Source organism: Azorhizophilus paspali, from assembly GCF_043587585.2.
Classification (GTDB): domain Bacteria; phylum Pseudomonadota; class Gammaproteobacteria; order Pseudomonadales; family Pseudomonadaceae; genus Azotobacter; species Azotobacter paspali.
In genome coordinates this window covers 125023-150018 of sequence record NZ_CP183182.1, presented here as the reverse complement: position 1 = coordinate 150018, position 24996 = coordinate 125023, and the positions used below count along the sequence as shown (strand labels likewise).

General features: G+C 58.8%; 12 protein-coding genes, 11 pseudogenes and 1 other annotated feature. Of the genes and pseudogenes, 13 read left to right on the top strand and 10 right to left on the bottom strand.

The features are described 5' to 3' along the window. Positions 1-21: 21 nt before the first annotated feature. A complete protein-coding gene (locus tag ACGI6K_RS22930; RefSeq protein WP_376949618.1) occupies positions 22-159 on the bottom strand; it encodes a hypothetical protein in 138 nt (45 codons plus the stop codon). Positions 160-255: 96 nt separating this feature from the next. After that, a complete protein-coding gene (locus ACGI6K_RS22925) occupies positions 256-651 on the bottom strand; it encodes a DNA-binding protein (protein ID WP_376949616.1) in 396 nt (131 codons plus the stop codon). A gap of 364 nt (positions 652-1015) precedes the next feature. Between ACGI6K_RS22925 and ACGI6K_RS22920 the strand changes: the two are divergent. Next, positions 1016-1265 (top strand): annotated as a pseudogene (locus tag ACGI6K_RS22920) (type II toxin-antitoxin system HicA family toxin); the annotation flags it as partial. Beyond that, positions 1264-1605, top strand: a complete 342-nt coding sequence (locus tag ACGI6K_RS22915) for a type II toxin-antitoxin system HicB family antitoxin (protein ID WP_376949614.1) — start codon at positions 1264-1266, stop codon at positions 1603-1605. The pseudogene ACGI6K_RS22920 and the gene ACGI6K_RS22915, both read left to right, overlap by 2 nt. A gap of 105 nt (positions 1606-1710) precedes the next feature. Here ACGI6K_RS22915 and ACGI6K_RS22910 read toward each other — a convergent pair whose 3' ends face one another. Beyond that, positions 1711-2154, bottom strand: coding sequence for a hypothetical protein (locus ACGI6K_RS22910; protein WP_376949612.1), 444 nt, complete (start codon positions 2152-2154; stop codon positions 1711-1713). Positions 2155-2441: 287 nt separating this feature from the next. On the opposite strand from ACGI6K_RS22910, the pseudogene ACGI6K_RS22905 reads away from it, so the two are divergent. After that, a pseudogene (locus tag ACGI6K_RS22905) lies at positions 2442-3247 on the top strand (IS5 family transposase). 6 nt (positions 3248-3253) lie between these two features. Here the strand turns inward: ACGI6K_RS22905 and ACGI6K_RS22900 are convergent. The 4 genes and pseudogenes from ACGI6K_RS22900 to ACGI6K_RS22885 form a co-directional block, all read right to left on the bottom strand. After that, entirely contained in the window at positions 3254-3415 is a 162-nt protein-coding gene (locus ACGI6K_RS22900) for a hypothetical protein (protein WP_376946407.1), read from the bottom strand. A 158-nt stretch (positions 3416-3573) separates the two neighbouring features. Next, positions 3574-4797, bottom strand: a complete 1224-nt coding sequence (locus ACGI6K_RS22895; protein WP_376946409.1) for a tyrosine-type recombinase/integrase — start codon at positions 4795-4797, stop codon at positions 3574-3576. 255 nt (positions 4798-5052) lie between these two features. Then, positions 5053-5514 carry a hypothetical protein gene (locus ACGI6K_RS22890; RefSeq protein ID WP_376946411.1) on the bottom strand — a complete coding sequence of 154 codons (462 nt, stop codon included), beginning with the start codon at positions 5512-5514 and terminating at the stop codon, positions 5053-5055. 195 nt (positions 5515-5709) lie between these two features. Then, a pseudogene (locus tag ACGI6K_RS22885) lies at positions 5710-5838 on the bottom strand (transposase domain-containing protein); the annotation flags it as partial. A 252-nt stretch (positions 5839-6090) separates the two neighbouring features. Here ACGI6K_RS22885 and ACGI6K_RS22880 point away from each other — a divergent pair. Together ACGI6K_RS22880 and ACGI6K_RS22875 are read left to right on the top strand one after the other, a co-directional pair. Then, positions 6091-7313 (top strand): annotated as a pseudogene (locus tag ACGI6K_RS22880) (IS3 family transposase). Continuing rightward, positions 6369-6485 (top strand) — a sequence feature (AL1L pseudoknot). (Overlaps the previous pseudogene by 117 nt.) 129 nt (positions 7314-7442) lie before the next feature. After that, a pseudogene (locus ACGI6K_RS22875) lies at positions 7443-7654 on the top strand (IS6 family transposase); the annotation flags it as partial. Between the two features lie 54 nt (positions 7655-7708). On the opposite strand, the pseudogene ACGI6K_RS22870 reads toward ACGI6K_RS22875, so the two are convergent. Next, positions 7709-8728, bottom strand: a pseudogene (locus tag ACGI6K_RS22870) (IS4 family transposase). Positions 8729-8832: 104 nt separating this feature from the next. Between ACGI6K_RS22870 and ACGI6K_RS22865 the strand changes: the two are divergent. From ACGI6K_RS22865 to ACGI6K_RS22835, 7 genes and pseudogenes are all read left to right on the top strand, one after another. Further along, positions 8833-9273 (top strand): annotated as a pseudogene (locus ACGI6K_RS22865) (IS6 family transposase); the annotation flags it as partial. Between the two features lie 1155 nt (positions 9274-10428). Then, positions 10429-12129: an MAC/perforin domain-containing protein gene (locus ACGI6K_RS22860; protein WP_376948909.1), complete on the top strand. Its 1701-nt coding sequence runs from the start codon at positions 10429-10431 to the stop codon at positions 12127-12129. Positions 12130-12514: 385 nt separating this feature from the next. After that, positions 12515-13378 (top strand): hypothetical protein, encoded by an 864-nt coding sequence (locus ACGI6K_RS22855; RefSeq protein ID WP_376948907.1) that lies wholly within the window; start codon positions 12515-12517, stop codon positions 13376-13378. Between the two features lie 167 nt (positions 13379-13545). Then, the gene (locus tag ACGI6K_RS22850) at positions 13546-13899 is read left to right on the top strand and encodes a hypothetical protein (RefSeq protein WP_376948905.1); all 354 of its coding nucleotides are present in this window, start codon (positions 13546-13548) and stop codon (positions 13897-13899) included. Next, positions 13886-14587: pseudogene (locus ACGI6K_RS22845) on the top strand (IS6 family transposase); the annotation flags it as partial. The gene ACGI6K_RS22850 and the pseudogene ACGI6K_RS22845, both read left to right, overlap by 14 nt. Before the next feature lie 118 nt (positions 14588-14705). Then, a pseudogene (locus ACGI6K_RS22840) lies at positions 14706-14927 on the top strand (IS5-like element ISCARN85 family transposase); the annotation flags it as partial. Continuing rightward, positions 14902-15099 (top strand): annotated as a pseudogene (locus ACGI6K_RS22835) (Tn3 family transposase); the annotation flags it as partial. The pseudogenes ACGI6K_RS22840 and ACGI6K_RS22835, both read left to right, overlap by 26 nt. A gap of 343 nt (positions 15100-15442) precedes the next feature. Here ACGI6K_RS22835 and ACGI6K_RS22830 read toward each other — a convergent pair. Beyond that, a pseudogene (locus ACGI6K_RS22830) lies at positions 15443-16119 on the bottom strand (IS4 family transposase); the annotation flags it as partial. A 32-nt stretch (positions 16120-16151) separates the two neighbouring features. Here ACGI6K_RS22830 and ACGI6K_RS22825 point away from each other — a divergent pair. After that, positions 16152-17132, top strand: a complete 981-nt coding sequence (locus tag ACGI6K_RS22825; RefSeq protein WP_376948903.1) for a class I SAM-dependent methyltransferase — start codon at positions 16152-16154, stop codon at positions 17130-17132. A 45-nt stretch (positions 17133-17177) separates the two neighbouring features. On the opposite strand, the gene ACGI6K_RS22820 is transcribed toward ACGI6K_RS22825, so the two are convergent. Next, positions 17178-24965, bottom strand: a complete 7788-nt coding sequence (locus ACGI6K_RS22820) for an SDR family NAD(P)-dependent oxidoreductase (RefSeq protein ID WP_376948901.1) — start codon at positions 24963-24965, stop codon at positions 17178-17180. Positions 24966-24996: the final 31 nt, after the last annotated feature.

Sequence of the window (24996 nt, the reverse complement as noted above, 5' to 3'; positions counted from 1 at the left end):
GTGAACGACCGCTGGGTTGTCTCAAGTCCAGTGGCCGGGAATTATCGTGGTGCGCTCGAGTTCGCTACGCATCTGGGCCGCCTCCTCGCCTCTGGCCTGAGCCTTCGCCAGTTCGTCCCGCAGCTGCTTCAGCTCGGCGGTGTACTGCTCGCGGGCCATTCGGACCGCCTGTTTGGTGGCGCTCAGACGCTCCTGGAGCTGGGCCAGCTCGACAGCCTAGCTCTGGCGTTGCACAAGCCCCTCCGTCAACTGCGCCTAGGTCGCCGCCAGCTCGCCCTTTGCGCCGTCCAACTGGTGTTCCAGGTCCTCGACGGTCTGCGCCGCGTCGGCTAGCTCCCACTCGGCCTGTTCGCGCTGCTCGCCGGCGGCCCGGACCACCTCGCCTACCCGCCGTTCGGCCGCCTTCACCGCCTTGTCGTTCAGCTCGACCGCCAGGGTCGCCAGGCGCTCGGTCAGCACCCGGGTGACGGTCGCCAGTTCCTCGGCCACCTCCATCGGCAGTTCGGCCACCGGCTTGGCCTCGGCGACGGACGAACGGGCCAGGTGATCATCCCAGCCCTGTTTCAGTCGGGTGGGGTTGCCGCCGCCGACCCTTTGCCGCAAGGCGAAGCCGGTGACGTTGCGGCTGGTGTCCTGATCGGCGGGGCGCATGGCGATCGCTCTCCAATCGGCTGAGGTTGTGCTCGGCATAGATAACAAATAAACAAACAATTAAAGGTGAAATCGGCACGCCCAATGCCGGCATCTGCTCTTCGATCTGCCGGCGGTCTTCGGCAAGCACGTCGTGGACGGCTGTGCCCAGCCCGGCAGGGCTCGAGCCCATGGGGCGCACCCGCAACGAAATTGGGGTATCCGGGGAAAGCTGTTGCTCGCATCCGCCAGCCACCGCAGAAGCGGTGCCTTGATCAGGACTGGTTGCGTCTGTCCCGATCGGACCTCCTAAACAGCCCGCACGGCTGCGGGCTGTTGACGAGCACCGGTGTTGCAACTATTTTTAGTTGCAATAGTAGGCGCCATGTCCAAGAACGAAAAAACTGCTGGCCAAGCTGCTCAACGAGCGAGCCAGCTTTACCTGGCAGGAGCTGGTGACGCTGCTGAGCTGGCTGGGCTATCGGCAGCTGGAGGGCACCGGGAGCCGGGTCAAGTTCGACAACGGCGACCCGCAGGCGCTGATAAACCTGCACAGGCCGCCCCCAGGCAACGAGCTGAAGACATACGTCCGACGCCAGATAATCGAGCATCTCAAGGTTGGGGGACTGTCCCGTGAACAACTTGCTGCAACACCGGGGCTACTACGGCTCCATCGAAGCCAGCACCGAGGACAACTGCCTGTTCGGCAAGCTGCTCTTCATTCGCGCGCTGGTCAACTACGAAGGCGAGACGGTGGCCAAGTTGCAGGCCGCCTTCCGCGAAGCAGTGAACGACTACCTGGCCACCTGCCAAGAGCAGGGGCAAAAGCCGGAAGTTCCCTGCAAGGGCTCATTCAATGTGCGGATCGGCCACGATCTGCATCTGGCAGCAAGCGTGGCGGCCAATCGGCATCGCATGAGCCTGAACGACCTCACCCGACAAGCGCTGAGCGAGTACCTGCAGCATCACGGCTGAGGTGGAAGCGAAGGATATTCGCGAACGAATCCAACAACAGGATTTCCCGAATACCCCGAAATTGCTCGGTTGATTGGGCCGGCAAGCGCCAGCCCAGAAGGGGAGTCACTCGAAAGAGGTTTGGGTTTGTGCGTAGGCCAGGATCTTCTGGCGTATCCGTTGGGTTTGAGCCTCGCCGGCAGCAGTTCTGGCCGCCAACGCCCCATTCAGTTGGTCGACGAAATAGGCCAGGTTGGCGGGGGTTTTCGGCCCCCAGAAGGCATGCCATCGGGCCTTGCATTGCGCCTGAAGCGCGGGCGCCAGTGCGTAGTAATCCTTGCGAACCTTGCACCACTGCCTTGCATACAGGTCACGCATCCTCTGCTCACAGCGTTGGTTTCGCTCGTCTCTGAGCCGCTTTTCTGCGTCCCAGGAGTGCTGCTCCTGGGCGATCTGATCGGCGAACAGCGGCATAGACTGTTGTTCGCGGAGCTGCTTGCAATTGAAAGCGGCCTGCTTGCGGGAGGTGTAATTGATCGCCTCGTGGCACTCTTCGCGCTTGAATTGCATGACAGGTTTCCTCGGAGTTGCTGACGGGATAGCTGGGTGGCGGCTGCTTGTCACCGGCCAGTCGTCAGGGGGACCTCCCCCAGTACGCACCAGGCGATTTCGGCGTGATCGCTGCTCAGGCGGCCGATGATTACGCTTTCCACTCGTCCGGATCGGGAATGCAGAGGCCGTCTTCGTTGGTGAGGCGCAGTATGCTTCCGTCCGGCAGGGGCAGATCCAGCGCCGTGCAGTTGCCGCCGGTCTAGAGCGTGTTATGAACTTGGTGCCGGTGAAGCTATCGTAGTTGGATGAAGCCCGCACGCCCTTACCCGACAGACGTTTCTGATGAAGAATGGGCCTTCGCTGCGCCCTACCTGACCCTGATGGATCCGCGAGCGCCGCAGCGCAGGTACGATCTGCGCCTGATGTTCAACGCGTTGCGCTGGATGGCCCGGGCTGGTGCTCCCTGGCGACTGATTCCCAACGACTTTCCGCCGTGGGAGGCGGTTTACCAACAGACTCAACGGTGGCTGCAGGCCGGCTGCTTCGAAGCCATGGTCAACGATCTGCGCTCGGTGTTGCGTGTCGCTCAAGGCAAGCAGGGCCAACCCAGCGCCGTGATCCTGGACGGCCGCACCTTGCAGTCCACTTGCGAGAGCGGGCCACGAGCCGGTTATGACGGCTATAAACGTAAGAAGGGCAGCAAGGTGCACATGGCGGTGGACACGCTCGGCCACCTGCTGGCGGTCCACGTCACACCAGCCAATGAGCAGGAGCGTGCCCAGGTGCGATCGCTGGCACAGCAAGTCCAGCAGGCCACGGGCCAGACGGTGAAGCTCGCCTTCGTGGACCAGGGCTACACCGGTCATGATCCGGCGCAAGCGGCCCAGGAAGAAGGCATCCAACTGCACGTGGTGAAACTGTCTGAAGCCAAGAAAGGCTTCGTGCTTCTGCCGCGCCGCTGGGTCGTGGAGCGCAGCTTCGGCTGGGTCAATCGGTTCCGGCGCCTGGCTCGCGACTACGAGCGCCTACCGGAAACTTGGCTGGCTTGCACTTCGTCGTCTTCACCATCCTCATGCTCGGCAATGCCGCATCTCTTCTTCAAAGTTCATAACACGCTCTAGACCTTCTTGAAGCCATAGGCGGCCATAGGGTCCGCCTCGAAGCAGCTGCAGGGGGAGCGGTAGGGATTGCGGATCTCGACGCCCTCGTGCTGGAACGCCAGTAGGGCAGGATCGTAGAGGGCCTTATCGTTCCGGCCAGATTCGGTGATCAGGTACATGGTTTCGATTCCTCGTGATGGGCAGCCACTTGCTGCAGGCCTTCACGCTGCTATGGTCTCGGGAGAACCCAAATCGGCTGTCGCTTGCCCGGCCCGGAGGGCGGGCTTAAAGTGGCTTGCGCCTGGGCAATGAGCCTGCCCGGCGGGAAAGATTGTCCTTACTCGCCGCCGGCGGGCTCCGATACCGACAGTGACTTGAACACCACCTCGCGCTCGAAGGTGCCCAGGAAGGCGGACCACTCCTCCATCAGCGTCCGGCGCTTGTCGAGCAGATCGCCGCGGTTGTAGGCCGCTTCCACCTTGCTCTCCAGCGTGTGCGCCAGCGCCATCTCGCAGACCTCTCGCGGATGGTTGGTCTGCTCGGCGGCCCAGGTCCGGAAGGTCGAGCGGAAGCCGTGGGGCACGCAATTCTCGGCCCCGGCGGCATCGAGCACGCGGCGCAAGGCATTGCTCGGCAGGGGGCCGCTGCGCCGCGCATTGGGAAACACATACTCCCGGTGATTGTCCAGCACCTGCTCCAGGACCTCGAGCATGGCCTCGGTGAGCGGTACCCGGTGAGCGCGCTTGGCCTTCATCCGCTGCGCCGGGATGGTCCAGATCCTGGCCTCCCGATCGAACTCCTCCCAGCGGGCGCCGCACACCTCGCCGCTGCGGGTCGCCGTGAGGATCAGCAGTTCACAGGCACGGGCTGCCAGGCCCGGCAGCCGGTCGAGCTGGTGCAGTAGCGCCGGCACCTGCTCGGCCGGCAGGGCCGGGAACGGCAGGGTGCTGCGCTTGTGGCGCGGCAGGAGCTTGTCGAGGTGGCCACGCCAGCGCGCCGGGTTCTCCCCCGTGCGCAGCTGTCGAGCCTTGGCGGCATCGAGGATCAGCTCGATGCGGTTGCGCACCCGAGTGGCAGTGACCGGCGTCGTCGACCAGATTGGCGCCAGCACATCGAGCACCTGGTCGGTGTCGATCTGTTCCACCGGCAGCTCGCCGATCCGCGGGTAGACGTGGGTGCTCAGGCTGTTGCGCCATTGCACCGCATGGCGTGGGCTCCAGGACGGGGCATGGGTGCGGAGGAACAGCTCGGCCTCGGCCCTGAAGGTCGTGCCCTTGCGCCGGTTCGCCCGTGCCTCGTGCTGCAGCTGGTGACGCTTGCCGAGCGGGTCGAGGCCCTGGGCCAATTCCAGGCGCGCTTTATCCGCGGCCAGTCGGGCATCGCGCAGCGAGACCGCCGGGAAGGAACCCAGCCCCATATCGCGGCGGTCACTCTGGAAGCTGTAGCGGAACACCCAGCTTTTCGTCCCGCTGGCGGTGATTTTCAGGAACAGTCCCCGGCCATCCTGGTAGGTGCCGGGCGTGGTGGTTTCCTTGACGAGTTTCGGCGTCAGTTTGCTCATGGCGTTTCAACCGGGCTGGTGGGCGATGGCATCGGTGTAGCGGGTTCGCAGGGGAAATCTACGGGTGGCTGGCACAGATTACAGCGTACTGTATGCAGATCGTTTATCCTCGTACAAATCGCCTGTAGACCGCAGTAATTAGGAACTCTACCCGATACCTGCAGGCCAGCCCCACAGGTTTCCCCACAGTAAAATTCCCCCGGCGATGCCGGTGCAAGCAGGGCTCCCAGCCAGGGGAAGGTGTAGGCCTCCCGATCAGTGTGATGGGCATTGGCCGAGGGCGCGGCCGATGCGAAGCGCCACCCAGGCCCAGTAGTCGAGCACCGTGTCCTCCTCGCTAATGGAGAATGCCCAAGTCGTCTTGTTGAATAGCGGATGCTCGCTTTTTCCAGCCTGGCGAGATTTATCTTCCAACTGCTCGGTACTCAGGCTGGCCTCTTCTCGATACGGAAAGATTAACTCTGCCTCGTTTGGAAGTTTCCTCTCACCGATACGGAAGGCGAGCCAGGCCGGATTGACCTGGACAAATCGGGCAATCTTTTCGATATCTGAGAGAAAGGGTTGAGTTGAACCATTGGCGTAGTTGGCGAGCAACTTCTCGGGAATACCCGTACCGATGGAAATATCATGCGGAGTGTAGCAAGAACCATAAATATAGGCCTTCAGACGACTGGCAAAACCCGAGCTTGAGTAACTATTAATGAGGATTGGATTCATTTTAAAGCCCTCGCTGTCCGTGCGAGTTTAGTTTTGGGGGCTGATGAGAAAACCCAACTTTCTTGTTTGCTCAGCCCCCGCAGTTATTATTGAACTCCGCAGAAAACTTTCCCGCTGGTGCAAACTTTCTCGACAGAAAATATCTCTTCCGATCCTGAGTGATCTTAAGCAGTTTCAGGCGCAGGTTCCGGTCTTTTACAGTGGCGCCGTTGGAGTGCAGTTCCACAGCAGCAGCGCCTCGTAGTCTTCGACGCCTTGCGCTGCCGGCAGGCGTTCGAGGACGTGGCGCAGCCAGGCGTAGGGCTCCTGCCCGTTGGAGCCAGCTCCTGCAAGCAGATTCCGGGAGGCCTACTCCTATCTTTGATACAGCATCGCTGGCTGACGCCAGCGTTCGTGACACACCCCAGTACAGGATCTTTACCCGGTTGCGCGCCCGGTTGGTCGATGAAAGTTCGATACTGGTAAGAAATGGCGAATCAACCAAGCCCCAAGTCATGCACGTTGCACCGTGAGGTGCAGGGTGAAGTGAACCGCCCCGGGTTTCCCGGAGGCTCCAACTCTTGAGAGGATGGAGCCATGAAGACAGCAACGAAGTATTCCCCTGAAGTCCGGCAGCGGGCGGTTCGTATGGTGCTCGAGCATCAGGACGAGCACGAGTCGCAGTGGGCGGCGATTAATTCCATCGCTGCGAAGATCGGCTGCACAGCCGAGACGCTGCGCCGCTGGGTGAGACAGGCCGAGCGCGATACTGGACTGCGTGAGGGATAGACGACGCCAGAGCGTGAACGGATCAAGGCGCTCGAGCGGGAGGTGCGTGAGCTGCGCCAAGCCAACGAGATCCTGCGCAAGGCCTCAGCCTATTTTGCCCAGGCGGAGCTCGACCGCCGCTTCAAGCCATGAAGGCATTCATCGATGAGCACCGCGAGCTTTACGGGGTCGAGCCGATCTGCAAGGTATTGCCGATCGCCCCATCGACGTACCGCCAACATGCCGCTCGGCGCACCGAGCCCAGCCGGCTATCGCTCCGTGCGCAGCGTGACGGGCATCTGCGCAGGCATATCCAGCGGGTCTGGGAGGAGAACTTCCAGGTCTACGGGGCACGCAAGGTCTGGCGGCAGTTGCGGCGCGAAGGCATTGCCGTGGCCCGCTGCACGGTGGAACGCCTGATGCGGCAGATGAGGCTGCACGGCGCGGTACGCGGCAAGCCGGTCAAGACTACGGTCAGCGACAAGGCTGCGTCCTGTCCGCTGGACCGGGTGAATCGGCAGTTCCGAGCCGAGCGTCCGAACGCGCTGTGGGTGTCGGACTTCACGTATGTCTCCACTTGGCAGGGCTTCGTCTATGTCGCTTTTGTCATCGACGTGTTCGCCCGGCGCATCGTCGGCTGGAGGGTGTCCAGCTCGGCCCTTACCGAGTTCGTGCTGGATGCGCTGGATCAGGCCCTGTATGTACGTCGACCCGCCAGCCACGCTGGGCTGATCCACCATAGCGATCGCGGGGTGCAGTACGTATCGATCCGCTATACCGAGCGCCTGGCCGAGGCTGGTATCGAGCCGTCCGTAGGTAGCGTGGGCGACTCTTATGACAATGCCCTGGCCGAGACCATCAACGGACTCTACAAGGCCGAGGTGATCCATCGCCAGTCCTGGAAGAACCGCGAGGCGGTGGAACTGGCCACGCTGGCCTGGGTGGACTGGTTCAACCACCGGCGGCTGCTGGAGCCGATCGGCAACGTACCTCCGGCCGAGGCCGAAGCGGCTTATTATCGCCAACTCGACGAGTCCGCCATGGTGGCGTGACTCACACCAATGAGCCTCCGGAATTCCCGGGGCGGTTCAGCCCGTGCGGTCCTGGCCTGCGTGAGTTTTATGTGCACCAACAAAGATCTGTCGCAATAGCGCCGTCTGGTAAGCTGAGCGCTAGCCCGCGTGCTCAAGCACGTTTGCATTATCCGCTTGAGGTCATGCTTACCTGCGTGCGCTGCTACGTCGCCTACCCATTGAGCCTGCAACATCTCGAGGAAATGATGGCCGAGCGCGACGTGTCGGTCGACCACTCGACGCTGCATCGCTGGGCACTCAAGCGGCTACCCGCGCTGGAAAAGACGTTTTATCGACGTCAGCAGGCGGTCAGCACGAGTTAGCGCATGGACGAGACCTACATCAAGGTCCGTGGCTGAGTGATCCCCACAAAATCACCGCAGTTCCCGCGCTTGCCGGTGGACCTCCTGCCGCAGGGCCAACTCCAGCTCCCGCAGCCTCTCTCGGGAAATGTCTCAAGTGCGTGCATACTCCAGTCCCAGCCGCCACAGCCCCAGCCGATGGCTTTTCAGGTCGCGGAAACCTTCCTCGATCTGCATGCGCCGCTTGTAAATCGCTGCGACCCGCGCGGCATTCCACTGCGCCTCGGGCAGGTTGCTGGCCAGCAGCCAGGGCTCGCTTTCGCGCTGTGCGTTTTGCCGGCTGCGTTTATCCCGGGCCACGGTTCCGGTGATACGCCGGTGCTTGCGCCCCCGTGGCGCATGCTTTACCGCGTAGAGTTGGGTGGACCAGGGCGCCGAGCGCGTCATTTCGAGGCCACCGAGCCGTTTCGGCGATGCCGAGGCCAGGGCGTACAGGCTTTTCACTGGCTGCCAGGGCTGCTCGGCGAATCGGCACAGGTCGCGATTGCGCACACGGCCGACCTAATGCCAACCCATGGCTTCGACGGCCTGGAACCAGGGCCGCCGGAAACCGGCATCGGTGACCAGGATGGGCGTGCAGCCGGCTGGCAGCATCGCCGCGAGCGCCTCGAGCAGGCGTTTCTGGCAACGCGGGCAGCCCTCGCGCGGATGGACGACTTCACAGACCGGCAGCGAACGCCCGGCCAGCGGGATCGCGGCGCGCAGCAGGAACAGCGTGCCGGCGGCATCGATTGGCGACCAGTCCACCAGGATCGACGGATGCTCGAGCGACCCCAGCAGGGCGCGGAGCATGGCCCAGTAGAACACCCCCCGCTCGGCCTGCAACTGCCGGTTGCCGAGCAGGCAGTCGACCCGCTTGATCGCATGCTTGGGCCAGGCAGAGCCGGGCAGGAAGCGCCCCAGCGCGGTCAGGCTCAGGCAGCGGCCTTGCAGCAGGGCGGCCACTGCGGCCATCAGGGCTTCGAGACGGCGGGCATGGATCGTGGGGAGTGCCTTGGCGAAGGCATCGTGCAAGAATTGGACGGTCTGCATGGGTAGGGGGACATCGGTCAGTTTGGCGACAACCAACGTGCCCGCCCATGCAGGCCTCTTCAAGCCCTACCCAATTGATTTTCTTGGAAAGTTTCTGGGGATCACTCAGGGTCCGTGGGCAATGGAAGTACTGGTACCAGGCCGTCGATATAGCAGGCAACACTGTAGACGTTCTGCTCCGCGCCAAACACGACAAGGCAGCCGCTCGACGCTTCCTTGTCTGTGCGATTGCTTGCCAGGGCGAGCCAGAGACCATAACGATCGACAAAAGCGGGGCAAGCAGGGCTGCGCTGCAGGCCATCAACACTGGGCGTGACACACCGATCAGGATCCGCCAGGCCAAGTACCTGAACAACCTTGTCGAGCAAGCCCCTCGAGCGATCAAGCGGATTGTTCGGCCCATGCTCGGCTTCAAGCGCTTCCGCTGCGTCCGCTTCATCCTGGCCGGGATTGAAATCATGCACGCCATTGCCAAAGGACAAATGCACTTCGAGGGCAGCATTCGCCTATCGCCCGCGCAGCAATTTTATTCTTTGGCAGGATAATCCCAGAGCGCTATGTCCCTTCTGGGCTCTCGGTCGTTCTTATTGGGACAGAGCCGGCCTTGGTATCTTCCGGCGCGAATCGCATGAATTATCAAGGTCGATCCGATATGGCTTGCTACATTCAATGCGAGGAGAGAAAAGGAGAACATCGAGCGCCTCATTGGCACAACGGCATGACGAGCCCTTCCGATTCCAAGCTTAACCGCCGCTAGGAGCGATGAATCTCACGGTCGTACCACTGTACCGAGTCGCGAGAAGGCCACATTCCCTCCTCCAGCCGTTTTCCTTTTGAGCCGAAGCCGGCTCGGCCAGCAGCTACACATGCCAAGAACACTTTTGCCAAGGAGAGACACTAAGTATAGTAAATTTCTCTCAATCGTAAATCACGCAGCTCGTTCATTTGGTGGGTTGCGAGACCGCGCCCTCTATTCTGCAGGTGATCGCGATTGACGATGACCGTCAACTTGACGGTTACGCATGGCAGGCCCGCTCGAGCGCTTGGATGATCCAAAACTACAAAGCTCTCGCTTTTGCCAAGGCACGGTCACAGGGACAGATACAACTAGTGTGGTGAATCTCAAGTTTGATTAATTATTGTTCTGAGTTTTGCTGCGGTGTAACACAATCTGAACGGCTGAACGCCCTGTATTTATGGCTATGCTTGCCGTCGAGCTAAATTATTAATCGGCAGCACGAAAAGACAAACACAAAGCACTCGCAAGTTATCTTAAAAGAAAATATTTTGCTGCATGAGTGTCATATTGAATTGCCGGAGCAATACTCAGCACCACGATAGATCAGACTTATGCTTTTAATTGAGACTCACCACGCTAGGGGTATCTCTTTGGGGAAGAAGGGGCTTTTTCAGAGTTTCCCCAAACAATAGTTTTTCCGGTTGGTCTACAACAAGCCGATAGCGGGGAATCTTGAAGGAAATTTTCCAACTCGGCAGCGTTTCAGACAAAAGCACAGAGTAGCTGAGATTCTCCCAGCCGCTGGTATCCTTGGCGCATCATACTACGAGGAGGCCAGCCTATGAAGCTCACCCAACTTCACTTGTTATCTTGGTAGCGTTGCTTTAAAGGTAAATGTGCCCTACAGACGGTTATTATGCAGGGCCAAAAATTTGTTTTAATTCATTATAGGTAAAAAACTATGCAAACCCTTCCGGGCGCCGGACTTCTTGGGTTCGGTTTCAACATTCTCGGCTCCTATGACGTCTCATCTGCGACCAAGGCTATCCTGGTTCCACCCAGCGGAAATGGCTCAACCTACACGGACCCGTTCTCCAAGCAGCAATACACTGTGCCGAACAATGTCGTGATTGCCGAGGGAAGCGGAGACCACACTCAATCGGCCCAGGTCGTTGTTACGCGCACGCAGCAACAATTTCAGAGCTCCTTCGCGACTAAAGCGGGCGTCAGCGGCTCCTATCGCGGGTTTTCCGGCGAGTTCCGTGCGGCATTCAGCGCCGAAGCTGTTAGCGAGAGCACCTTTTGGTACTGTTTGGCATCAGGGCAGTTCGAAACCTGGAGCGTTCTCCTGCAAGAGGTTTCCTCCCCGAACATCAGCCCCGACTTCTCTTCGGATCCTGATGTCCAAGCAATGTTGGTGCAGACCAATTTCAACGCCACCAACCAGCACCTTTTCTTCCGGGTTTTCCGGAAATGGGGAACCCACTTCATCGATCAGGTAACGGTGGGAGGAGAATTTAGCTATTTCACAGCGGCAAACACTGACTACTCGTCAGACGGCATGCAGGTTGAAGCGAATTTGAGCCTGGAGTTCGAGAGCCTCTTCGTGGATGCTTCCGCGAAGTCGAGCCTCAGTTGGGATAAGCTTTCGAAACAGTGGGTTGAGAACCGCCGCACGTCCTGGTCTGCTTCGGGTGGTGACACCAGCCTTCTTCAAGCGGTCAGCCCCAGCCCAACCTTCAAAGACAACTTTGAACCTGCGTATCAGGAGTGGGTGGCATCAATCACGGCCGCTCCTGCCATCATCGGTTTTCGCTTGTCCGATCTCTCCCAACTCTTCTCTGGTGCATTGGAGCAGGCCGTAAGCGACGCTCTGAGTATCTATCTGAACCAGGGACTTTACCTTCAGGCGGAGTTCTCGCGAACAGGATTCTCTGATCCGTCTTCTTACAGCGGCCTTATACAAATCCGAAACCGGACAGTCCCAAGTAATCTTCCGCCTCAGACCCCTGGCGCCATGTATGGTGGGGCTCAAATTGCTGTGTTCGATCCCGACACCTTACAGTTGGTCGTGAATGCTGCTGCCTATAATGGCGATTACAACCGGAACGACCTGATGTGGGATCATCTCCACGCGTCAGTTCAAGGCCTGTCCGACAAACCTTACATCGTTGCGCTGACAGTGTATTCCGTTCTTGCTGTCTCAAATTTCCCGAACGCTCAAATGGCTTCGTGGCTTTCCGGTTATGGGGCAGCTATGTTCAACTGGAAGAAGTTGGCAACCATCTATTGCGGGGACGACTTCCGGGTGAATTATCTTCTTGTTGGCCAACAAGGAACCCAGCCTGGCCAAGCTGTCGAGAAATTCACCGCCAATATCGCTGCACAGGTTGGCTACCACAACTACACTCTTACCAACCTGTCCGTCCCTCTGATTCCGCCCTATGGCAGCGAGGGCCATTACACTATTGCGACGGCCACCGCGGACACAAACGATAATGCAATCACTGCCGAACAGATCCAGCCTGTAAATAATAACAACATGTGTTACTGGGATGTGGGATGGAGGCAGTGGTGGCTTCCGGGTGAAGAGACGTGCTTCGACGGAACGGCACGAATCTGCATGCCTGATGGCCAATGGAGTTTCAATGGGAACTGCTGACGCAAGAAGAAGCAAGTGCGAGACGGCTAGACCACTCCGCAAGCATCGTTTAAAGCTGCTTGCGGTCGGTCATGCGATGATGCCAACCGGGTTCGCACGGGTGCTGCATAACCTCTTGCCGTGGCTGGCCACTTATTTTGAGGTCCACCACTTCGCTCCAAACTATTCGGGTTCGGTCCCGGATCTTCCATGGCGGATCCACCCGAACCCGAATCCTCACGACGTGCACGGGGCTGAGGGGCTTCGTGACCTGGTGAGCGAGGTCCGGCCGGACGTAACCCTACTCCTACAAGATCCTTGGATAGTGCCTGTTTATCTCGGAGCCATCCGGTCTTCCGGAGTAAGTGCGAGGACGGTTGTTTACTGCCCTGTTGATGCGCCGTTCATGGATCCAACTCCCCTTCATTGGGCACGTGAGGTGGATGGCATCGTCGCCTATACAGAATTCGGCAAAAATACCTTGATTGAGGCTCTCAATTATTTGATGCCGAGCGGCGAGCAACCGTTCCTGTCTGTGATCCCGCACGGCACTGATACGGAGAGTTTCTATCCCACATGTGATGGTGTGTCAGCTCCCAATGCCATCAGTGGCCAAGCGGCCGACCTGAGGCGCGTACAGGCGCGTCGCGTCCTATACGGGAAAGACATGAGTGGGCAGTTCATCGTTTTGAACGCCAGCCGCAACCAGCCCCGTAAACGTTTGAATCTTACTATCGCCGGTTTTGCTCAGTTTGCAGCTGGCAAAGATGACGTCTGGCTCCACTTGCATACGGAGAGAAAGGGCCTAGGCTGCGATGTCGAGGCGATTGCGAAGGCACATGGCATAGGCGATCGCCTCCTGTTGCCGCCTGCGGTAACCGACCATCCCGATCTGCGGGTGCGGGATCTAAACCTTCTCTACAATGCCTGCGACGTAGGGGTTAACACCGCGAGTGGAGAAGGCTGGGGCCTTGTGTCGTTCGAGCACGCCGCAACCGGTGCAGCACAGATCGTCCCGGGACATGGCGCCTGTTGCGAGCTTTGGTTTGGGTCAGCACTTCTGCTTGACGTCGGAAAGCGAGAACCCATGGGATGCTTCCTGGAGGCAGCAGTAATCTCACCCACTTCCCTCGCCAATGCTTTGGAGCGCCTATATTCAGACAGAGGCCTGCGAGACAGGATGGCTCACGCTGCGTACGAAAACTCAACTGAAGACCGCCTGCTCTGGTCACGCATCGCGGAGCAGTGGGCGGCCTTCCTCCTCGCATGAGGGCAGGACAATGTAGATAGCAATGGCTATTTCATCGCTAGGCTCAGTAGCGGTTCACAGAGAAAACTTGTTTGGGGCCAGTGTGTCGGCGTTGCTGGCGCCGCCCTGTTACCGGCAGCACGCGCTGCACTGATCCGGGTTGGCCTCAGCCCGCCCAGCTTTCAAGCGTGCGTGGCTTTCTGCTTCTGGCTATCCATTCGTTCGATTTTGGCCAGAAGCAGGGCGGCCGCCTTGACGAGGGCGCTACGGGCGTCGCCCAGTTTCCAGCAACCCAAATTCCAAGGCTAGGAGTGGTCTGGCTCGTTCCTACGAAGGCTGAGCATCTGACGCTGCGCGAAAAGCGTATAGGCCGGAAGCTCGCCGAGGTCGTATTGGCGATCATGCGCCAGCGAAAATCCCTCGATCTTGATCTGCCGGCGGCGCTTGGCAAGCACGTCGCGGGCGGCTCTGTTGCAAAAATTCGGTTGATCGCCGAAAGAGCGCGGGTGATTTTCAGCGAGACTTTTGATGAGCGATTTTAAGTGGCGTCATTTTCAAGGCGAAGTGATCTTGTGGGCCGTGCGCTGGTATTGCCGCTATGGAGTAAGCTACCGCGACCTTGAGCAAATGATGGGCGAACGCGGTGTGTCCGTCGATCATTCCACGATCTATCGCTGGGTCCAAAAGTACGCACCGGAAATTGAAAAGCGGTTGCGTTGGCATTGGCGGCGATTGCAATCGACGAGTTGGCGCGTCGATGAGACCTAGGTGAAGGTCCATGGTAAATGGACATATCTGTATCGCGCCGTCGATAAGTTCGGCAACACGATCGATTTCTATCTGTCGCCGACGCGCAATGCCAAAGCAGCCAAACGATTTCTGGGCAAGGCTTTGAACGGCTTGAAGGAGTGAGAAAAGCCAACAGCGATCAACACCGACAAGGCGCCGACCTACGGCATCGCGATTTCGGCATTAAAGGCCGAAGGCAAGTGCCCAAAAGAGCTTGTGTACCGGCAGGTCAAATATCTGAATAACGTGGTCGAGGCCGATCACGGCAAGCTCAAACAACTGATCAGGCCAATGAGAGGTTTCAAGACGCTGAAAACCGCGTATGCGACGATCAAAGGATTCGAGGTGATGCGGGCTTTACGCAAGGGGCAGGCTGCGATTTTCAACCTGACCGACGACGTCCGTGGCGAAGCTCGTATCGTTGAACGAGCTTTTGGGATTGGGCAGAGCGCATTAACGGAATGCCGTGGCTCTGCTCGCCCGGAATCTCGAAACTCAAACCGCCTGACAATGGAGAAAGTGGGAACGTCCTTGCAATCCAAACTTTTTGCAACAGAGCCGCATCGAGGCCATCAGCCTGGACTCCAGCATCGTGAAGGTGCATCCGGATGGTACGGGCGCGCAAAAAAACGGTCCTCAAGCCCTCGGCCGCAGCCGCGGCGGCTGGAGCACCAAGCTGCATCTGGTTGCCGCGGATGATCGCAACGTCGTGACCTGGAGCCTGACGGCGGGTCAGGCTGACGATGCCCCGGAAGGCCGCCATCGTGCGGTGGAACACGGTATACCTGGAGCGAGCCACCCAGGCGCTGAGCAAGGTCGACAGCGAGCTGCTGCAATACCTGTCTCCGCTGGGCTGGGAGCACATCAACTTGACCGGCGATTATGTTTGGCGGCAGAGCCGTAGGCTGGAAGGCGGGAAGTTCAGGCTGCTACGGCAGCTCGGAAGAGCTTAGCGATTTTTTCCGAATTCTGCGGGCTCCCCAAGAAGCGGATGCGTACGACACTGCAAGCCATCTGGATAGCACTGAATCGCCGGCGACATAAGCCGATCCGAATCGTAGGTCAATGGCTCGGCAATGTGGGTGGAGGATATTTCAACTACCACGCTGTGCCGGGAACCTGATACGTCTTGACGGTTTTCAGGTGGCGGTTTGCCGTCTTTGGCAGCAAGCCCTCAAACGGCACAGCCAGCGTAACCGGCTCCAGTGGTCGCGTTATGGACGCCTTGCAGACCTCTATATACCAAGATCCAGAATTGCACATCCTTACCCTGAGGAGCGCTTCGCGTCACGTACCTGAGGCAGGAGCCGTATGCGGTAGTTCCGCACGTACAGATCTGTGCGGGGGGGCAGGTACTACCATTCCTACCGCGCCCCCCTGAAACGGGCTTTTCACCGGCTGCCAGGGTTGCTCGCCGAATCGGCACAGATCGCGATTGCGTACACGGCCGACGTAATGCCAGCCCATGGCTTCGACGGCCTGGAACCAGGGCCGCCGGAAACCGGCATCGGTGACCAGGAGGGGCGTGCAGCCGGCCGGCAGCATCGCCGCGAGCACCTCGAGCAGGCGTTTCTGGCAACGCGGGCAACCCTCGCGCGGGTGGACGACTTCGCACACCGGTAGCGAGCGTCCGGCCAGCGGGATCGCGGCCCGCAGCAGGAACACTTGCCGGCGGCATCGATCGGCGACCAGTCCACCAGGATCAAGGGATGCCTGAGCGAGCCCAGCAGAGCGCGGAGCATGACCCAGTAGAACAACCCCCGCTCGGCCTGCAACTGCCGGTTGCCAAGCAGGCGGTCGATCCGCTTGATCGCATGCCTGGGCCAGGCAGAGCCGGGCAGGAAGCGCCCCAGCGCGGTAAGGCTCAGGCAGCGGCCTTGCAGCAGGGCGGCCACCGCCGCCATCAGGGCTTCGAGACGGCGGGCATGGATCGTGGGGAGTGCCTTGGCGAAGGCGGCGTGCAAGAATTGGATGGTCTACATGAGGCTGGGGACGCTGTTTTTGTTTGGCGACAACCAACGTGCCCGTCCATGCAGGCCTCTTCAAGCCTTATCTAACTGATTTTAAGGGAAAATTTCTGGGGATTACTCAGCAACAATTCTTTAACAACGAGGCAAAAATGATGACTCAAGTAGAAGGAAACGTATCCCCGATCAGCCAATGGTATGACATGATGACCCAAATGTTTCCCGATAAACGTCTAACCTTTCTGAATTATGGCTACTTGGAAGAAGACAGCAACTTTGACTGGATCAACGAGGAGGATCTTGAGCAGAAATGCTCGGCAAATCTGATCCGAACCCTTTTGGGCGATGCTGATCTGCGCGGTAAAAAGATCCTTGAGATCGGTTCAGGAAGGGGGGGTAACTGTTCCTATCTTGCCAGGTATACCGGCGCCGCATCGGTGACCGGGCTGGACTTCTGCCCAGCGCATATCGAGTTCTGCGATCGGGTGCATCGTCTTGACGGGCTTTCTTTCATCTACGGTGACGCGATGGCTCTGCAATTTGCCGATGAAGAGTTTGATGTGGTTATCAATATCGAGTCGTCCCACTCTTACCCAGATCTTAATAGGTTTGGTGAAGAGGTGCGGCGGGTGCTGAAAAAAGAAGGCTTGTTTTTTTATGCCGATACCATGAAAGGTGCAAATAACAGTGCAATGTCCGAGCAGGATAGGATCGGAGTGGACTTTTTCACCAATGTGCTAGAGCAGCATCAGGCAATGATCCTCCACGCCAGCTTTAACGTGGAGGATCATCTAGATATCTCCGAAGGAGTGGTCAGGGCTTTTGAAAGCGAACAGGGTCATCTGAAACACCTACTCAAGACATTGGTGACTGAGAAAAAGCAGCAGAATAGCTCGCTGCCGCCCGAGGTGTGCCATGCATTCGACACCATGTTCCATTTCTTTGACGACAGCGGCGTTAAAGCCTATAAAAACGGCCACCTAGTGTACAAGCTATGGCGTCTTAAAAAATCCGCCTAGCCCTTTCAGGCTCTCTGGCGGAGAGATTCAAGCAGCTCTGGAAAGTTATCCAACTGCATCCTCCGCCAACTTTTCAGCATACAGCGACGCGCAGAATTCCGAGATCACCTCAAACACCCCAGGTTCGGTCAACAACGTCATATGGTTAGATGAGGTCACCTCAATCATCTCGAAGTTTGGCAATTGCCGTTGCCACTCTTGCCAATAGTTGGCGTGATTAAAAGCAGCAAACTCTTGGCTGTCAGTGGAGAAATAAGGCTCCAATTCTCCCATCCACAAGCCGCCGGCATTGTGGAAGTAATAACAGGCGACTTCCCCGGCCTTCAGCAATGGTAAGATCCGATAATGCTCCACTTGGTAGGCCTGCTGGATCTGCGTCACTTGCTCCATCATCTGCTGCAAACGGTCGTCGTTTATCTTCAGGCCCCGCTGCCGCGCCAGCGCCGTCAGTCGTTGCAAGTATTCCTGTTGCGATAACGATAGATCGATCTCATCCCGGTGGATCAACACCTCGGCAAAACGTTCGGGCGTCTCGCCGATAGTCATCTGCAGGGACATATTTACTGTCTGCAACAATCGGGTTTTATCGGCCAACTTGGCAGTGCGCTCACCAGTGACGTCCGGCGAGTCCAGCATCACCAGAGTCGTTACGGCTTCCCCCAGCTCCTGTAACTGCCGAGTCACCTCATAGGCCAGCATGCCACCCAGCGAATAGCCGCCGAGATCGTAGGGGCCATGGGACTGCACCGACTGAATCACCTGGACATAATAGGCCGCCATCGCCTGAATCCCCTGGAGCGGGCGGCGGTTGCTCAACCATCCCCTGGCCTGAAGCCCGAAAAACGGCCGGTCGATGTGCTGGGCCAGTTCTCGGTATATCTCACTGCTGCCCAAGGCTCCATGGAACCAGAAGATCGGTCGGCCATGGTCCACAGTATTGAGTCGCTGCAGCTCCAGGAAGCGCGCCGTCGAACTGGCGAAGAGCTCGCTGATTTCTAGTGGTAGCACTCGCCCTTTGGAACCTTCACGTTTACTGCGCTCGGTCAGTAGTTCAAGCAAGTCGTGAATGGTGACGCACTGCTGGATTTCGACTAATGCTAACCCAGGATCAATTTCCGCTTGCAGCTGCATCGCCAACTGGACCATCACGATGGAGTCGGCCCCGTAGACGCTGAGGGGCTTAGACGGCGACAATTCCTTCGGTTGCATACCCAGCAAACCAGCTAAGAGGCGCAGGCCATGTTCGACGACGGTTTCTTCGTTGTTGCCATGATAATAAATTACATTCGCCGGCATACTATCTTGGGCCTGTTGTGTAGTGCTGGCTGCCATGGCATCGTCACGCAGCGCCTTTGGAGTGTTTGATTGCTCCAGCCAGCAGCGTTTCTTATCGAACGCATAGGTAGGCAACGAGACGATTCTTACGCTATAATCAGCGGAAGTGTTTTCCGCTAGCTTGTTCCAGGGAATTTCACCGCCCTGGGTCCAGAACAGCGCCAGTTGTTGTCGCTCATCGGCAGCGATCAGGCTGCTGCTCAGCGCACTTGCGCCAGGACCGGATAATAGGCTGGTAATTGCTGTAGGCACCTCATCAATATTGCCAAAGAACAACGGCAAATTGAGTTTTTCTAGCTCGGCCATCCCCTCGCCCTGGTCTAACGTCCGCAGGATCTCGGCCAGCACATTACGTAATTCATCAATACTTTTTACCAATAATGCCAGCCGCCACTCCATCGCCTCGCGGCCATTTTGCAAGGTGTAGGCGAGATCGTTGAGTCGTAAATTTGGATAGGTATCAAGATGGCGTGCCAGCCTCGCCATACCCTGGTGTAACGAGCCGGCGCTTTTCGCCGACATCGGCACGATATAGAGAACGCCGTCCTCGACCTGCGCCACATCAGCCGCCGTTTCCTCATGCCTCTGGTATTCCTCGATGATCAGGTGGGCATTGGAGCCGCCGGCGCCAAAGGCGCTGAGGGACGCCCGGCGTGGACATTGTCGGCTAATTCCGTCTATCTCGATCACTGGCTGGAGCCAATCGCCCAGCTCGCGTTGCAGCACAAAAGGGGAGTTGCCAAAGTTCAGCTTGGGATTAAGCGGGCCGAGCAACAGAGACGGTGCCAGCTGTCGGTGTTGCAGTTGTAATACCAGCTTGCTGAGCTGGGACATGCCCGAAGCCGCCTCGGCATGGCCGATATTCGACTTGACCGAGCCGATTGCACAGGATTGATTGACAACGCCGGCTTGGCTGAAGATCTGATTCAGCGCACTCAGCTCAATGGCGTCGCCCATCGCTGAACCGTTGGCCGCCGACTCGACATAACTGATGGTGCGCGGATCAATCCCCGCTCGCTTGAAATTGCTGTCGATCAGCGCCGCCTGCGCCTTGGCGTTGGGCACCGAAAAGCCATGGGTATGGCCACCATGGTTGGTGGCGGTCGACTTGATCACCGCGAGGATTTGATCTCCATCGCGTTCGGCGTCGGTCAGAGTCTTAAGCAAAACCGCGCCGACCCCCTCCGCCGGCAGGTAACCGTCGCCATCGGCAAAGCTGCGGCTGCTGATGTGGCTGCCGAGCACCTTACCGATACTCAGGCCGATATATTTTTTCGGATGCAGCGTCAGGTTGACGCCGCCGGCGATAGCCAGCCGACAGTCGCCGTTGTGTAGAGCCTCGCTAGCGGCATGGATCGCTGAGATTGATGATGAGCACATAGTGTCTATCGCCAAGCTCGGCCCCTGAAAATCAAAGAAATAAGATACCCGGTTGGCAATCGCGCTGTAGGAGGCCACCGACACCAGCGACTCCCTGACGAGATCTGCCTCAAATGCTTGATACTGTTGGTACATCACACCGACAAACACCCCAACCTGCTGGCGATACTGCTGTTTCAACCGTTGCCTGGTGATCCCGGCGCTTTCCAATAGGTTCCAGCAAGTTTCGAGGAACAGCCGGTCGTTGGGGTTGATGATTTCCGCTTCCCGGGGCGATAGGTTGAAAAACAGCGGGTCAAAGTCCTCGATCCCGTCGAGAAAACCGCCCCATTTGCAATAGGTTTTGTCAAAACGGTCGCGTTGTTCATCAAAATAAGCCTGATGGTCCCAGCGCTCCGTGGGCACTTCGCTAATTAGGTCTTCGCCGCCGGCCAGCCTGCGCCAAAACGTCTCCAAATCTTCGGCGCCGGGGTAGCGCCCGCTTAGGCCGACGATCGCCAGTTCGCGGTTTTGGCTGGCCACTGACAATGTGTCTCGCTGTGTAGTTCGGTGGCGACGCTTGCGCTGGGATAGCTGCTCCGCACCCTCTACCTTTACCTTCTCTACGTTATTAGCGGTCGTCCGCCGATTAGCCGGTTCGCTAAGCACCAGCCGCTGCAACGCATTGCGGTGATTTTTGATAAAGTACTCGCTCAGTTCGCGCACCGTCTGATATTCGTATAACAGGGTATTGGGTAGCGAGCCAAAACTCTGTTCCAGTTTGGCGGTTAGCTCTGCGAGAATAATTGAGTCAACCCCGTATCGCTCGAAGGAGCCGTCGTTGGCGATTTTTTCCATAGGCCGCCTGAGTGTTTTCGACAGCAGTTGCTTGAAATGGCGAATCGCCGGCCCGGTCAGATCGCCGTCCGCTGACTCGCTATTGACGCTTACCGCTGGCGGAAACTCTTCGACCGGGGCTCGCGCCATCGGCGCGGCAGGCTGCTCAGCTGCTTCCGGCTCATCAAACATAACCGCTACCGGCTCATGGCACTGACCAGCGATAAACGCCTTGATCTTGGCTGTATCCCCTTCCAGAACCATCAATCGCTCAGGCACGTTGGCATTGGTAAGCGCCCGGCGTAGCAGCTCTAGGCCGCCGTGATCACTCAAAGGCTGGATGCCGGTCTGCTCAACCATCAGTTGCTCGCGTTGAGGATCGATCTGCATACCGCCGTTACGCCACAACGGCCAGTTAACCGCCACCGTGCGGCCATGGCGGCGGCCCGTGGTTATCTGGCGGTTACGCCAGCCGGCAAACTCGTCCATAAAGGCGTTGGCCAGCGCATAGTCGCCCTGGCCGGGATTGCCGATCACCGCGGAAACCGACGAGAACAATACAAAGCAGTCCAGCGCCAAGTGGGCGCTGGCCCGATCCAGATTCAGGGCTCCCGCCACCTTGGGAGTCAGCACCGCCGCCAGATCGGCCTTGCTCTTGTTGTTGAGCAGGCTGTCCCGAATAAGACCAGCGCAATGGAAGATCCCATTGATACCGCCAAGCTCCCGCTCGCATCGTACGATCAGCTCGTCGACAGCGGTCCGATCGGCCACATCCAGCGCCTCAAGCCGCACCTCAGTGCCCAGCGCTTTGATATTAGCGATCCGCCCGGCAGTTTTAGGCGACAGCTGGCCGGCTGAGCGGTTGACCAGGATCAACTTGGCGCCACGCGCTTCCCGGGCAATGGTTTCGGCCAACAACAACCCTAGACCGCCTACGCCGCCGGTCAGCAGGTAAATCCCGCCGGCGCGCCATGGCGCGATTCCGGTGGCGGCCAACGCAATTTTCCGCCAGGACGCCACCTGGCGCTGATGCCTGGTCCCGAGACCGCCCTGGTAACGAACCCGCTCATCATCCTGACGGCTATTTTTGATCAACAGCTCCGCCAACAACTCCGGTGAGTTAATCCCAGCCATCTCGATTGACTGAGCGGCAGCGATCAGCCCTTCGTTTTTGGCGGTCTTTAGCAAAGCCTGCAGCGAGGTGAAGACTGGGGCGATTAGTTGTAGTCCATTATCAGGCTCAGACAGGACCAACTGCACTAAGCTGTCCGACCGACATTCTTTCAGATAGCCAAGCAGAAAGCCGGCTAAGGATTGCAGCGCGACGGCTGGATCATCAGCAACGGCAGGCAATCGCTCGATGTTGATCTGCCGATCCTCCGTTGCCAGCTCCCGGCAGCGGTCCGCCAGTTTGTCCAGTGCAATTTGTTGATTACCCGCCAACAGGATCAATTGCCGGCTATAACGTCGCTCACCGTCCTGGCGCGGCTCTTTATCCCTCCAGACCGGTGTCATTGTCAGCGATTTAGCCTGGCCGCTATTGAGTCTTCTTGACGAAAAGCCTAGCAGACGCAGCGCCACCCTACCCTGGGCGTCGCAGAGATCCACATCCAACTTGTTGATCCGTCCCTGTTGGTGATTAGCAGCATAACGCACCCAAGCATGGCAATGATTGCTGAGTAGGTTCAGGTCACCGAAAATTACCCCGTCTAGCGCAAAGGGTGCCAGTGGCTGCCGACTGGAGTCCGGCTGAGCCGGATCCAGCAACGCCAGCCCCAACGCCGCCTGCAACGCCGAGTCGAGCAGGCCGGGAGGCAGACGCAGCGGCTCGCCACGGTCACCTGCTTCGGCAGGCTTGCAAGGCAACGTCAATTTGGCTAGCACTTGGCCATTACCAATCTGCAATTCGCTGATCCCACGGAAGTGGTCGCCATAGTCCAGTCCCATCTCGCCGAAGATCTGGTAGCACTGCTGTGGCTCCAATCGTTGCTCCATGGTGGCGGCGGTAATTGCTGGCAGATCCAGCTGCGGTATGGTCTCGGCGGCGCCGACCAATGCCACGCCGTGACAATAGCTTGGGCCATCGGCGGTAGCGCCGAGAATCTCGAACTGGATCTCGCCATTGTCTTGCTCCGCCAGCTCGATATCGATTGCCAGCTCGCCACCATCATGGCGCATCGGTTGCTGCCAGGCGATATTCTTCAACCGGACCAGCGCCTCATCGCCGGCGAGCGACAGCTCGATCGCAGCTCTGGCCATTTCCAGGTAGGCCACCCCAGGCAGGATCTTCAGGCCGTTGACTCGGTGTTCGTCAAAAAAGAATTCATTGCCATCAAATCGGCTGCTGAAACGTTGTCCTGCCAGGTCCGAGGTATTGCGCTGCACTAGAGGGTGTAGCACCGGTTCGCCAACGCGCTTGATCGCCGGAGCATCGCTGATCCAGTAAACTTCACGGCTGAATGGATAGGTTGGCAGCGGGATTCGCCGCGCGCGGCCATCTTGATAAAACTGTTGCCAGTCGACGGTTTCACCCCGGCGCCATAACGCTAGTAAGGTGTCGCGATCCTGTTGTTGCAGCGCCCGGAGCGCCTCGCCCGCCGCTATGTCGCTGGCAGGTTCACCACCCTGGCCGTCGCTGCTGGCAAGGTAGTGTTCAAGCTGGAACAGCAGGCTGCCTCGACTTTCCGCTGCTATCGCCAACCGGTATTCCATCGCCTCGCGGCCCAGTTGCAAGCTGGCGGCCAAATCCGGCAACACAAGCCGAGGCTGCCATTCTATAAAGCCGATTAATTGTTCAACCCGTGACTTGAGCGCTTCGGGGGTCCTTGCCGAGAGCGGAAAGATCGTCGCAGCGCTCCCTTGCGCAGTAACGCCGGCCGGAGGCTCAGCCGCCTCCAGCACCACGTGGGCATTGGCGCCGCCAAAACCGAACGAACTGACGCCGGCGCGACGGGGCGGAGTTTCGCCGCGACTATCGGGCTGCTGCGGCCACTCTCGCCCTTCCTGCAACACCTCGAACGGGCTGCCGGCTAGATTGATATAGGGATTGAACTGCTCGCTGTGCAGGCTCTTGGGCAGATAACCATGCTTGAGGGTCAGCAATGTCTTGATCACCCCAGCAATGCCGGCAGCGGATTCGAGATGGCCGATATTGGTTTTCACCGAGCCGAGGTAACAACGCCGCTCGCCGCTGCCGCCCAGCTCGGCAAAGGCCTGCTTAAGCCCGCTGATCTCGATCGGATCCCCCAGGCGGGTGCCTGTGCCGTGGACCTCGATATAACCTATGCTGTTGATGTCGATACCCCGGCAGGCCTGTTTGATCAGATCGGCCTGGGCCCTGGGATTAGGCGCGGTCAGCGAATTAGCGTGTCCGCCATGGTTTTCCGCCGAGCCGATAATGGTCGCCACAATATTGTCGCCATCGGCCAGCGCTTGCCGGTAGTCCTTGAGGATTAACACCCCTACGCCTTCGCCCCGCACATAGCCGTCGGCATCGGCGGAAAAGGTTTTGCAACGTCCCTCGGGGCTCAGCATGCCCGCCTTGGCGGCACCGATAAATACCATAGGTTCAAAACAGAGATTGACTCCGCCGACGACCGCCACCACGCAGTCGCCGTTAAGGATAGACTGCGCCGCCTTGTGCACCGCCACCAGCGAACTTGAGCAGGCTGTATCGATCGGCGCGCTGGGGCCGTGAAAATCGAACAGGTAAGAAATGCGGTTAGCGATGATCGAGTGGGCGTTGCCGGTGGCGTCGTGAGCGCTGCCCGCCGAGCGGGCCAACAGGCCGTTATAGTCGGCGGAGGATATGCCGATATAAACCCCGGTATCGCTGCCGCGCAGGCTTTGCGGGCAGATCCCCGCGTCTTCAAAGGCTGCCCAGGTCTGCTCCAGCACCACACGGTGCTGAGGATCCATCGCCTCGGCTTCGCGAATGGAGATCTTGAAGAAATCGGCGTCGAATGCTATTGGATCCTTGATAAAACCGCCCAGGCAAGCAAACTCTTCCCGCAGGTGACGGCGTTCGGCAATGCCCGGCAGATCCCAATAAGGGAACTCGCTGATTTCCGAGCGCCCCTCCACCAACAGCCGCCAAAATTCCTCGGTATTGTTGGCGCCGGGAAATCGTCCGGAAAAACCGACAATCGCCACCTTGCCGGCCTCCGGTTGCGATCTGGCGTTACTTTCTACGCTATCGCCGATCTGCCTCTGGGTCCGTTGCTGCGCCGCCTGCCATTGGCCGGTGCGCCGCTGGTTGGGTAGGGGGATATCATTTGAACTGTTTGCAGTTGTTTTTTTCATTGTTCCGAATGCCTTTACCGTCCTGGTTCGC